At 59.2% G+C, this 14609-nt stretch carries 1 protein-coding gene (only partly in view); it reads left to right on the top strand.

The genetic code is table 11. The annotated features are described in order from the left end of the window. Positions 1-161: 161 nt before the first annotated feature. Positions 162-14609 carry the start of a CARDB domain-containing protein gene (locus Poly51_RS13020; RefSeq protein WP_146458124.1) on the top strand. 21591 nt of this gene lie beyond the right edge of the window, so only the first 14448 of its 36039 coding nucleotides appear in the window; the start codon lies at positions 162-164; its stop codon lies off the right edge, out of view.

Raw genomic sequence — 14609 nt, 5'->3', positions numbered from 1 at the left:
CAAGGCAACTTTGATCGGTAAATCTTGGCCGCATGCTCAGAAGATTCGTTGCAAACAAAACGCATGTTCCTCACTATAGGGACTGCATGGCCCACTAGACGTGTGGGGCATCGCTGTATTGATCCATGTTTTGCATCTTAGTTTGAATTTGAGCTGATCGAATGAACCCGTTTTCATCGTTTAGGCGTGTTGCATCTAGCACTTCCCAACAAACGTCGCCTGCTTCATCTGACAGGAAGAGGAAGAAGCGTCACCGACGATCGCAGCTCGAAAGGCTCGAGATCAGACAACTGCTGGCCCGTGAAGTCACCGGCACACTCGCGGCTGACGACACCTGGTCGGGGACGATCGAAGTCACCGGCGATGTAACCGTCCCCGATGACGTCAAGCTGACGATCGATCCGGGCACGGTCGTCAAGTTCAGAACGGGTCAGTGGCTAAACGGCATCGGCACCGTGGACGCGATCGGGACCGCGTCGAATCCGATCATCTTTACATCGGTCCAAGACGACACCGTCGGCGAAGACTTGACGCCAGGCGTCGACGGCGTGCCCGCGGCGGGCGATTGGCAATCGCTGTACATGTCCAGTGGCGATTGGAGTCTGCAACATGCCGAAGTTCGCTACGGCGGTCGCAGCAATACGGCGGGCGTGACCATCCGCGAAGATGTCGACACGACGGACAACGGATTTTCATTCTTGCGCGACGTTTCGATTTCGCAAAGCGGAAACGTCGGTATCGATCTGATCAGCGGCGATTCCGAACTGACGCGAATCAGTGTAAGTGACAGCGCCGGTGTCGCAATCAAACAAAGCCTCGCGGCAACTCCGGTGTATTCGTCGGTTACGGCTGACGGCAACCTTGGCGGCGACCATGTCGCGTTTGCCGGCGGCTCATTCAATACCGACCGCACTTGGGATTTCGGAGGATTGCCTGCTCACGTGACGGGTCAAGTTCAGATCAACAGTCCAGGATCGTTGACGATCGCGCCCGGTAACGTCATCAAGTTCACCACCGGCGCTTCCATCTATGCCAATTCGGGACCGCTGATTGCCGAAGGCACTGCGGACGCGCCGATCGTGTTCACATCCACGACGGACGATTCCGTGGGCGGCGACTCCAACGCTGACGGTGACGCGACGCAGCCCGAAGCAGGACACTGGACGTCGCTGTATTTATGGCAAGGTGAGTCAACGATTTCCCATGCGGAAGTCCGCTATGCCGGACGAAGTAACGCCGCGGGAATCAATATCGTCGATCGCACGACCAATGAAGACGGGGTGTCGGACTCGTTGTCGGACGTGCGGATCATCTCCAGTGGCAGCGTTGGGTTGGAATTGTCCAATGGCAATCCAACGCTCACAAACCTGACGATCGAGAACAGTGCCGGGGTGGCGATCAATCAAGCGTTTGCTTCCCAGCCGATTTACGACGGCGTCAATATGCGAGGCAACGCGGGTAATCACATTCAAATGGCCGGCGGCATCGTCACCACCGACCGCGTTTGGGACTTCGGTGGACTGCCGGTTCATTTGACCGGCCGAACTCAGATCAACAGTCCAGGGTCGTTGACGATTGCCCCCGGCAGCATCATCAAGCTGGCCCCAGGAGCCGACTTCTTCGCGAACTCGGGACCGTTGATCGCGGAGGGTACCGCGGCTTCGCCGATCGTGTTCACGGCCACGACCGACGACACCGTGGGCGGCGATTCCAACGCCGACGGCGATGCGACTCAGCCCGAACCGGGACACTGGACGTCATTGTATTTATGGCAGGGCGAGTCTTCGATTGCCCATGCGGAAGTCCGCTATGCCGGACGAAGTAACGCCGCGGGAATCAATATCTCAGATCGCACGACCAATGAAGACGGGGTGTCGGATTCATTGTCGGACGTGCGGATCATTTCCAGTGGCAGCGACGGCTTGGAATTGACTCAGGGCAACCCGACGCTGAAAAATCTATCGATCAAGGACAGTGCTGGCCTGGCAATCGACCAAGCGTTTGCTTCTCAACCGACTTATGACGGCGTCACACTACTAGGCAACGCGGGCGATCACGTTCGAATGGCCGGTGGCATTGTCACGACAGATCGCATCTGGGACTTCGATGGGCTGCCGGTACATGTGACCAGCCGAACTCAGATCAACAGTCCTGGGTCGTTGACGATTGCGCCGGGCAGCATCATCAAGATGGCCCTTGGAGCCGATTTCTATGCGAATTCGGGACCGCTGATTGCCGAGGGCACGGCCGCCGCGCCGATTGTGTTTACCGCCACGACGGACGATACCGTGGGTGGCGACTCCAACGCCGACGGTGATGCGACACAGCCTGTACCGGGACATTGGAACGGTTTGTTGTTTTGGCAGGGCGAATCTTCCATTGCCAATGCTGAAATCCGCTATGCCGGACGTAGCAGCATCGGCGCGATTGATGTGAACAGGTCTTCCGAAAGTTCCGACTCGATCACCAGCGTGACGGTCTCGTCCAGCGCCAGCGATGCCATCCAGATCCGCGCTGGCAACCCGACGGTCAACGATTTCCGCGCGATTGGCACTGCGGCCAATGGAATCTCCGTTGCCAATGGATCAAGCGTCATCGTGACGGATTCGGATTTCTTTGGTGGCACGCGAGGAATCAACTTGGCCAGTGGCGCATCGGCCATCGTCAGCGGCAGCAGCTTCGTCGGCCAAACGGAATTTGGCGTTTTCAACGCTGGAACTGATCGTACCAAGGCGGTGTTCACGGGGAACTACTGGGGCAGCGTCGGCGGGCCTCATGATCCCTCGGGTACGGACGGCTTCATCAACGACAACCCTAGTGGTACACCGGTCAGCGACCATGTGGACTACGGCGCGTTTTTAACGGTCCCCCCACGACCGATCGGTCCGCGCGTGTTGACGCTCGAAAGACTTTCGCCGTTGCCGCCTCCGCCCCATCACCGTTACGAAGCCGAAGGCAACTCGCAGGATGCAACCGGTCTTCGAAACGGAATTGGAACCAATAACTACGCAGCCGGTCGCACCGGCGGCAGCGCGTTCGCGTTGTTGGGTGGAGAACGAGTCGATCTGGGTACTTGGGCACCCGCGGCCGATTGGACTCTCGCCGCATGGTTGAAGCCCAGCACTACCCCCGCCACCGGACGTATCACGATTGTCGGTGGCAACGGTGATAGTCGCGACTGGTCTTTGGCCATCCGCGACGGCAACTACGTTGCGTACTACAAGAATGGCCAAACGCTTGATAGCGGCGTTGCAGTCACGGACGACGTTTGGACTCACATCGCCGCGACGCTGCGTGATGGTGTTCTGCACATCTATACCGACGGGGCACTGCGAAACAGCGTTGACACGGGTGAAGCCTATGAACCGTCAAGTTCCGGAACTCAAATCGGAAGCGACACGTTCAACAACGCGGGAACCTTCACCGGGTTGTTCGACGAAGTTTCGATCGTCGAACGAGCCGTCAGTGATGCAGAGATTCTTGCCCTTCGCGACGGCGGCGAGCTTGATTCGTTGCCTGCAAAGGATCGTTTGCTCGTCACGTTCGATTCGCCGATCGTTGCTTCGTCCGTTGACTTGAGTGATTTCACGCTATCTGGGCCCACCGCTGTCGGCATCGAATCGGTCACGTCGCTCACAGATCGATCGATGACGGTGGTACTTACCAACGTCATCAGCAATTCGGGCAGCTATACCCTTTCGGTCGGCCCGCAAATTTTCGGCGCAGCCGGCACCGCGATGGACCAAGATCAAGACGGCACTACCGGCGAAGCGGTCGACGATGTGTTTACCGGATCGTTCATCGTCGATAAGGCTGGGCCGCGAATCGTTTCGCAAACTCCCGACGGCACGACATCATCGGTGCTGACCAGCGTCACGGTCACGTTCAACGAAGCGATCGATCCGACAACGCTGACACAACGTGATGTGCAGTTGTTCGATGCCGCAGGCGTCGCCGCGCGCGATGCGTATGATCCCGACGCGGTGATCAGCGGTTTCAGCGTTCGCGGCATCGATTCAATTGGCACGTTTTCGGGATTGGCAGGTGCCGAGGCGCTGCTGGCCAACCCGAATTCACCGGGCCTGCGAGCCAGCGAGAATGTCACGGTCATCAACTATGGTCCCGAGGGACAAAATTTTGCCGACGACAACCTGAACCCGTTGGAAAGCTCAGTCGACGCCGATTACTTCGCCTTGGAAGCCACCGCGACGGTGACGATTCCAACGGCGGGCAAGTGGACCTTCGCGATCGGTTCCGATGATAGCTACGGATTGAATATCGGCGAGTTCGAAGCCCAACGTTCGACCGGACGGAGATTCGGTACCGATTTGGTGACGTTCGATTTCGCTGCGGCAGGCGAATACCCGCTGCGTTTTGTGATGGTTGAGTTTACCGGCTCGTCTGGTTTCGAACTCTCCGCCGCCGAAGGCGAACTCACCGAATTCGATGCCGACGTTTTCAAGCTGGTGGGTGCCGATGATGGATTGCAAGTCGAAACCAATCCCGCCTTTCCCATCAACCCCATTCGCACGCTCGGTGTCGCGCCGACCGATGACACCAACACGACCTTTCGATTGTTCTTTCCGCCGCAACCGATCGACGGAGATTACGAACTGGTGATCCAGCCGTCGGCGCGTGACGTATCGGGCAACTTGCATGACCAAAACAACAACGGCGTCGGCGGCGAATCGGCCGACGTCTACATCAGCACCATCACGGTCGACCGGCAACCCCTGCGAATCGTTTCACAGTCGCCGTCGGGCACGCAAGTCGGCGCGTTTGATTCGCTGGATGTCACGTTCAACGTTCCCATTGATGAAGGCAGTTTCTCCACCGGTGACGTTCGCATCACCGGACCTGCGGGGCGAGTTGCGGCAACCAGTATCGAGCGAGTCAACGACACGACCTTCCGTATCAATCTGACACGCAGTACCGCCGACGGTGTCTATGAAATCATCGTCGGACCCGGAATCACCGACGTCGGTGGTACGTTGATGGACAGCGATGGTGACGCGATCGCAGGGGAAATCGAGGACCGCTACGTAAGCACTTTGACCGTTACGGGGGCCGGCCCGTTCATTACGGACCTCACGCCTCGCGGCGTCACGCCCGCGCCTTTATCGTCGGTCAATGTGAAATTCAGTGAAGCCGTTGATTTGGCCAGCTTCACGCCTGTCGATGTGACGATCACTGGCCCCGATGGAGTTGTCGCGGTTACGGGAATCGCGTTCGACGGAACGTTGACCTACACGTTGTCGTTCGCGCCGCAAACGAGTGCCGGCGATTACTCGATTGCGATTGGTCCCAACGTTGTCGACGCTGGTGGAACCGCGATGGACCAAGACCAAGACGGAAACGCAGGCGAGGCGACCCAAGATGTCTTCACCGGATCGTTCCGTATCGATTCAGGCGGGCCAAAAGTCCTGTCGTACACGCCGGACTTCGTATCTCGGCCTTACGCGTTCATCGATGTGGTGTTTGACGAAGATATCGATCTGTCGACTTTCACACCGCAAGACGTTGCGATGATCGGCCCGAACGGCGTGGTTCCGGTCAGCCAGGTCGTTGGCATGGACATGAACAAGGTTCGCATCTCGTTTGCGACCCAAACAACACTGGGCGACTATTCGCTGATCATCGGCCCGGACATCTTCGATCCGTCGGGCAATGCGATGAACCAAGACGGCGACGACGTCTTTGGTGAACCCGACGAAGACACGTTCACCGCGATGGTCACGTTCGCAGCGCCCGACCTAACAATCGATTCACTGACGGTTCCAACATCGGCAAAGAACGGCGACGTCGTCCGCATCGAGTGGACCGTTCGAAACGAAGGAGAAACAACCGCGATCAATCCGTGGACCGATCGTGTTGTTTTGTCGCAAGACAACATCTACGGCAACAGCGGCGATGTCGAACTGGGACGGGTCACTCAAAGCAGTACGCTCGTCGACGGCGAGACTTACACTGCGTTTATCGACGCCACGATTCCGTTTGAGATCGATGGCGATTACCACATCCTGGTTCGCACCGATTCATCGAACCAGGTTTTCGAGATCAGCGACGTAAACAATACGACCAGCCAACCCATTGCGATCGCAGTCGCCGACCCGCCGGCCGACTTGATCGTCGATGCGATCACCGTCCCGGCCAGCGGATTCATTGGCGACAACATCGACGTGACTTGGCGTGTTCGCAACGACGGCACGGCGACGACGATCGCGACGAGCTGGGTCGATCGCGTTTACCTGTCAAGCGACACCGACTTTGGCGGCGACATTTTGTTGGGCAATGTGACGCACAGCAGCTCGCTGGGATCCAACGCGTCCTACACGACGACCGGCACGTTTGTGGTGCCCGCGTCCGTCACCGCAGGTAACTACTTTGTCATCGTGCAAACGGATGTGACCAATCGTGTGGTCGAGCCGACTGCGGAAGGCAACAACACGACTTCATCGTCCGCGTCGATCGCGATCAGCACTGCGCCGCTGCCCGACTTGGTCGCCAGTGGCGTCGTGTTGGCGGCCGGCCAAAATCCGACCAGTGGCGAACTGGTCACGGTCAACTGGACGATCGCCAATGATGGCGATAAAGCGGCCACTTCGGACTGGACCGATGCGGTGTATCTCTCGTCCGACGACGCCTTTTCGACGGAAGACGTACTTTTGGGTGAACTGTTCGCCGCGGACGACTTGGCCATCGGCGGTTCGATCACACGATCTCTATCGGTGCGTTTACCCGAATCTGTCGTGGGCGACTATCACTTCATCGTCGTCCCCGATGCGAACAACAACGTCAACGAAGGCAGCGGCGAAGACACATCGCCAGCGGTTAGCGATGCGGTCGAAATTTCGCTATTCCCGTACGCGGACCTAACGGTATCGCAAGTCACTGCACCGGAGCTATTGGTCGGCGACCCGGTGGACTTGACCGTTTCGTGGACCGTGAAAAACGTCGGCGCCGGCCCCGGTCGTGTGAACACTTGGACCGACCGAGTGATCTTGTCGACGGATGACATTCTCGGTGACGCCGACGATATTGTGCTGGGCACGTACACACACATCGGCGCGGTACCGGTTGGCGCCGAATACTCGCGCACCGAAATCGTGCAGCTGGCCAATCGTACCAACGGTCGGTTCACGTTGTTCGTGCAAACCGACTCTGGCGATGTCGTCTTTGAGCTCGCAGACGATGCGCCCAACGTCGGTTCGCCCGATCATTTCGTCGATGTGTCGCGGACTCCCTATAGCGATTTGGTCGTTGATTCCGTCACGACCGCCGGCGATCCGGTTTCAGGGCAACCCATTGAAGTCAGTTGGACAGTTCGCAACAACGCCGATCGTGGCATCGCGACGACGGACCGCGATACGTGGACGGACAATGTCTACATTTCTCCCGATCCGACCGGTGCGACGGGACTAAAACTGATCGGCAGCAGCACTCGTGGCGGCGCGCTCTCACTGGGCGGTTCGTATACGCGGACCGACAACTTCGTCTTGCCGCGAACCACCGGTGGCCAGCAATACGTGTTCGTTCGCACCGGCGGACCGAACGAGTTCATCTACAACTCCAACGCAGCGATTGCCGATGGGGGTGGCGGCAACCAAGCGCGCAGCGAAGCGATCGATGTCTTCCTGGTACCGCCGCCGAATGCCGACTTGGTGGTGACCGATGTTTCGGTGGGCGGCGCGACGGAGTTCAGCGACGGCACCCAAGTCGAGGTGACGTGGACGATCAAGAACGAAGGCGAAACGACGGAAACGGGTTGGCGAGACAAGCTGTTCCTGCAATCGACCGGCGGCAGCGAGACTTACCAATTCGGAAAGTACGCGGTCGAGGATCCGATCGAAGCGGGTAAGTCGGTCACGCGAACTGAGGTCGTATTATTACCGCGGACCACCGGCCAATTTCGTTTCTTCGTTGATACCGATACAGACGATGTCATTTTTGAAACAGACAACGTTCTCAATACGGGCTTCACCGATCCGTTCCAAATCAACTTGAAGGCACGCCCCGACTTGCAAGTCACCGTGCAGAGCGAGTATCCGGCCGCGATCACTGCGGGCACGCTGTTGCCGGTCGAGTTCCGCGTGCGCAACCTCGGCACCGCGGACACGCCGTCGGCGGGCAGCCGCTGGAAGGATCGCGTTTGGTTATCGTCATCGTCCAGCAGCACATCGGGCGCACTGCTGCTTGGTGAGCTGGATAATGGTTCGGCGTTGGGCTTCCCCGGTTCGCCCAACGGGTTGTCAACCGAGTACATGACGACGGCCAGCTTCTTGATCCCGCGCGCGATTTCGGGCAACTGGTTCGTGTTGGTCGAAACCGATGCTCGCAACACCGTTGACGAATTCCCCAGCGAAAACAACAACCGTGCGGCCGCGGCCGTTGCGATCGATGCCAACCCGGTACCGCCACCCGATCTGGTCGTCACGTCAGTGCAAGGGCCTGGCGATACGTTCGACGATTCATCGTTCACGGTTCGCTACGCGGTCAGCAACTTGGGCGCGGGCCCGACGGACCCCGGTTCGTGGACGGACCAAATTTGGTTGACGCTGGGCAAGGATGGTCCAAAGCCCGGTCGCGGCGACCGCTTGGTCGGCACCTATCGCCACAGCGGCGTGTTGGAGATTGGCGACAGCTACGAAGCCGAAACCATCGTGAACATTCCTGCGGGACTGACCGGCCAATACTTCTTGACCGTCTACGCCGACGGATACGGTCGTGTCTACGAAGCGTCATTCGCATCGAACGTGAACCCCGATGCGCCGAACGATTTGGAAGGTTCCAACTACGGCAGCACGCCTCTGAACGTGTTGCTGACGCCACCGGCCGACTTGCGAGTCTCGACGGTGACCGTTCCCACCGGTACCGACGGCAACCCGCTGCCGATCGTGGGCGGCGACAAGCTCTCGCTGACCTGGACCGTGGACAACATCGGAACCGCCGCAACCGATCGTGAATCTTGGGCTGACGCGATTTACATTTCCGAAGACGACGTCTTCGACAGCAGCGACCAACTGGTCTTCGCATTGCCTCATTCGGGACGCTTGCAACCGGGACAATCTTATTCGCAAGAAGCCGAGTTCACTTTACCGCCGACGGCGCGGGGCAGCCACGTGTTGGTGCGAACGAACGTCGACCCGCGAATCGCGCTGACCCAAGAAGACAAGTTTCTCGATGAAGTCAAAGCGGTGTTGCAGCGAGTCGAAGCAGCCACCGGAAAACCCCTTGGTGAAACGAAGATCAGCGATCTGCAGAAGTTTTCGCAAACCGAGCTTCGCGCGATCCTTGCCGGACCGACCAACACGCTGCAACTGGTTTACGAAGGACCGTTCACGACCAACAACGTCGGTTCGACCGATATCCCCGTCGTCGACGCGCTAACCGATTTGGTTGTCGAAACCGTGACGGCAACGCCGACGAGCCAATCGGGCGAGCCCATCACGGTACGCTGGACTATCACCAACGAAGGCAACTATCCGGTTGCACCGGACACGAAATCGGTGTCTCAGCACGTGTTCCTGTCGAAAGACGAAGTCTATGACGCGAGCCGCGATTTCTATGCCGGATCGAAAGTTCACGTCTTCACGGACCAACTCGGCGCCGGTGAATCGTTCAATGACAGTTTGGTGGTCTCAACTCCGCCGGGCAGCAGCGGAACTTGGTATGCCCACGTGTTTACCAATGTACCCCTAAGCCGATTTGGCGATCCAATATTGAACCGCTGGGACCGTAGCGGGTTCCCCGGCTGGGTCGATTACCTAGCGGACAAACCGTGGGAAGACGGTAACAAAGAAAACAACTTCCGCGTTTCCAATCCGATCGACGTCGTGTACGCCGAAGCCGATTTGACGATCACAAATTTGGCGGCTGTGCCAGTTGATCCGGACAGCGGCAGTTTGATCGATGTGTCATTCACGGTGACCAACACAGGCACACGAGCGACACGCGTCGATGACTGGACGGATCGTGTGTTCTTGTCCGTCGACACATCGACGGATGCCTACGACATCGAACTGGGCAAACTGCGACATCGCGAGGTCCTGGACATCGGCGAGAGTTACGAGGTCAGCTTCCCCGTTCGAATTCCTGACAACATCGGCGGCGACTTCCATTTGATCGCGTTCGCCGATGCAACGTTTGGTAACGGAAGCTACGGTCGTCCGCTTCCGTATCCAGCGACCACGGGTCCGACGCGGTCGCTGCAAGTCAAAGACGCCGTGCTGGAGTTCGACGGCGAAGGAAACAACCAAGTCTCTGTGCCGCTGGTTGTTACCCTGGTTCCGGCACCCGACCTCGTTATTGACTCGTTGACTCACACCGCAACCGTCGACGTCGGTAACGACTTCACGTTCACGTATGTCTACAGCAACGACGGCGGCCCGGTACCCGATCGTCAAACTCCCTACTACGACCGCATCTACCTGTCTCGCGATCGTTTCTTGGACGTGTCCAGCGATCACTTCGTGCGAGAGATTGCTCGTACGGATGCACTCGCCGCCAGCCAGACCGGATCGATCACCCAAACCGTTCGCGTTCCTCGCGGGCTTGTCGGTGACTACTACGTGATCGTCGCGACCGACGTTCCTCGCGTATCACGACCGGACGGCGAGGTGTTAGAAACGAACGAAACGAACAACATCATCATCAGCGACACGCCGATGATCATCGTTCTGCCGCCGCCATCGGATTTGCAAGTCGTTGACGTTTCGGCTGCCGCATCGGGTCAGGTCGGCGACATCTCGTCGGTCAGTTGGACGGTACAAAACACGGGCGACGAACGGGCCAGTGCTCGCATCGCCGACGCGGTGTATCTGTCTGCCGACAATGTCTGGGACGTGGGCGACTTGCTGTTGGGCCGTGTCGACCCGATTGGCGCTCGCACGCTGAATCCGGGCGATACTTACACGTCGACGCTCGATTTCGAGATCCCGGCGACGCTACCGGGCGACTACCGAATCATCGTTCGAACGGACATTTTCGACGATGTCTTCGAAGGCGAAAACAACCGCAACAACGACCTGCCGTCGGTCGAAGCGATCAATGTCACCGTGCCCTTGTTGCGATTGGACATTCCGCTGGCCGATCAGTTGGCCGTCGGCGTTTCGCGATTGTTCCAGCTCGACACGTCGCCCGGGCAAACGATTCGCGTCGGCTTGGACAGCATCACCGACGTCGGCTCGCACGAACTGTATGCGAAGCACGAAGCACTGCCGAAGCCGTTCGACTTTGACGCCGCTTACCAAGGCTATTTGAAGGCCGACCAAACGCTGGTCATTCCCGAAACGCTAGGCGGTCGCTACTTCATCCTGGCTCGCGCCGGCATTCGGATTGACCTGGAAGACGAGACTTACGATCCGCGAACGCGAAACGAGTATCCCGTCGAGATGACGGCGACTCGCATTCCGTTCGGGATCACCGGCGTTACGCCCGACGCAGGCGGCGACGATCGTTACGTCACGGTGACAATCACCGGCGCCGAGTTCCCCGAACAAGCGGCGGTGCGTTTGGTACGGCCGACGTATGCCGAGTTCGCGCCGGTATCGATCACGCGAGTCGACGCGACCAAAATCATTGCGGTGTTCGATCTACGCGATGCGCCGCACGGATTGTACGACGTTCAAGTGCTGCACCCCGATGGTCGCATCGCGATCGATCCGTATCGTTTCCAAGTCGAATCGGCGGACCCGCTGGAAGTCAACGTGGGTGTCGGCGGACCGAGTCTGGTCGGATTGGGCGAGACGGGCCCCTACGGTTTCGCCGTCCAGAACTTTGCCAACGTCGACACGCCGTACACGATCATCGAGTACGCGTTTCCCAACATTGAAAACGATTCGGGAATCATTCGCGGCCCGGCGCTCTCGTTCCAAACCGGCGTTCGAGGCGACGCGGGAACGCTTTCGCCATTGTTCGATTCGATTTCCACGTTCGACTCGTCCGACATTACACCCGAACTGAACTTGAACGGTGTGCTGACCGGTCGCGCAGTGGCGATCGACTTGCCGGCCAGCGGCGTGACCGAACTGGGCGGCATTGTGACTGTCTATCCGGGGCTTCGAGAAGAGTTGGAAGAGAATCCAAACTTCTTGGAGGAACTTAGCCCGATGGATCTCGAAGCCTTGGCGTTTGATTTCTACGTCACGGCTTCGGCAACCCCGCTGACCAGCGCTCAGTACATTGACTACCAACGCGGCGAAGCGGCTCGCCTGCGTGATGCCATTCTTGCCGATGAGAATGCGCCGTCCGCTCTCGTTTCGATCGCTGGCGATGGAGATGCGTTTGCCGATCTGTTCTTGGCGGCGCTCGCCGACGTCGGGTTGCTCCGCGATGCCGACGCGCCGCCCACGGCGACGCCGACGTCGGACAATGTCAATCTGTTCTTCAGCGCACTGGGTGGTTTGCTGGGCGGTGATGCCGGATCGGGAATCATCGATGACGCCGCGGCCAATTTGGCCACAGCAGAATCGACGCTCATCTTGTTGACCGAGCGACTTCGTGGTTACTTCGGTCACACCGCCAACGTTCACAGTGGCGGTGCCGTTCCCGATTTTGAAAAGTACGACCTTGGCCTAGCCAATCCGACCTCGTTCGTCGCCTTTGAACTGCGTGCGGTTCAGCCGGAAGACGAGTTTGGCGTCGTCGCCGACGAGATCGTGTTCAACCTGGACGATCTTGGCCAACAGATCGGCGACACGGTCACGATCACCGGTCCAACCGGCGTCGGCGACGAGAACTTTGTCCCGTTTGAAACGCCGCTGCCGTATAGCGTCACGGCAACGTATGACAGTGATTCGTCAGAAGCGGTTCGCGAGATCCGTATCCTTGTGCCGCTGGATGACACGATCGACGAGCGTAGTTTCCAGCTCGGAAATTTGACGCTCGGCGGTCGCAACATCAGTTTGCCCCCCGGTCGTCCAAACTTCGTCGGCGAGTTTGATCTGACGAATGACGAAGGATACCAGTTGCAGGTCACGGCGGGTGTCGACGCCAACACGCGAGTGGCTTCGTACCTGTTGCGCGCGATCGATCCTCGTGACGGTTTGCCACCGGTCGATTCGGATGTCGGTTTGCTGCAACCGGGTGAATCGGTGAAGGTCACGTTCTTCGCCAGTGTCAATGACACCAACGCGGCCGGACAAACGGATGACCCGCAAACCGGTGACGCAATCGAGATGACCGCGCGCGTGATCATCGACGGCGCTGCGCCCGTGGACAGCGCCGTCGCCGCGGCAACCCTGGACGCGGTCGCGCCAACCAGCACATTCACGGTCACGCCGATCGGCAGCAATCGTTATCAGCTCGATTGGTCAGCCACCGACGACGCCGGCGGCAGCGGCGTCGCCGCTCACTCATTGCTGGTGTCCAACGATGGCGGAACCCGGTTCCGCAGCGTGCTGTATCGAACCGACCAAACGTCCTATATCTACGAGGCCGATGCCGGCACGACCCCCACGTTCTTGGTCCGCTCGATCGACGCCGCCGGAAATGTCGAACCGATCGCCGAAGGCATTCGCGCGCCGCGATTGGTCGCCGACATCAACCTGGGCGGTGCCGCGCCGATCACGGTCGTGGTCACGCCGCCGCTGCCCAAAGCAGCGTCCCAGCCGACAACGGTTGCGGACCGGTTGTTCCAAGAATCGGCACTCGGGATTCCATCACGCACCAGCGCGAATCAGCCCAGCAAGTTCGCGCGAGTCATTCGTCCGCTCGCTGCCGAGCGATTTGCCACGATCCCAGGACTCTCCGGCGCGAGTATTGGTGCGCTGGCGATGGCGGTCGGACCGGACGGCAGCGTCTACGTTTCCGGTGGCGCCGGTCGGAACCAGTTGTACCGAATCTCTGGCACCTCCGGCCAATCGACACGCATCGCAACGGGGTCTTCGCCGATTTACGAACTCGTCTTTGATGCGGCCGGCCAATTGTGGGCATCGACGGGCGGCGAAGGGTTGCTGCAACTCGACCCGACGACTGGTGCAGTTTTGGACCGCGTCGGCGCCGGCATTTCGCTGGGGCTTGCCGCTATCCCGGGCCAGAACGCGATCTACGTCGCCACCACCGGCGGCATCAGCCGTCTGGACACCGCGACCCGCAAACTGACACCGCTGAGCGACATTCGCGTCGACGCGCTCGCCGTCGCCCCCGATGGAACGCTCTACGGAACGGCTTGGCCGGCCGGCGGCGAAGTGTTGCGGTTTGACTTCCGCGGCCGCGCCGAAGTGATCGCGACGATTGCCGGCGGCGCTGAATCACTTGCCATCGGTGCGCCCGGATCTTTGCTTGCCGGCGCGCTGTTGGTCGGGCATCAAACCAGCGGACAAGTATCTGTCGTGGATCCGCTTTCGCTACGTCAAACCGTCATCGCCAGCAGCGGTACCGGGCGTGTCGAAGGGATCGAGTCGTTACCGGACGGACGATTCTTGGTCACGCAAGGCGAACAGGTCGATGTCTTCTTTACCGTCGCGGCGCCTCGCGTCGTCGACACCATCATTCGCGAGAACAACCGGGCCGCATTGGTGTTCGACGTCGGATTGAACGCCACCGATGCGACCAAACCATCGAGCGCAACTCGCGGTGCGAACTACACGTTGGTCAACAAAGACACGGGA

It is taken from the genome of Rubripirellula tenax (assembly GCF_007860125.1).
GTDB lineage: Bacteria > Planctomycetota > Planctomycetia > Pirellulales > Pirellulaceae > Rubripirellula > Rubripirellula tenax.
This window is presented reverse-complemented; position numbering and strand designations above follow the sequence as displayed.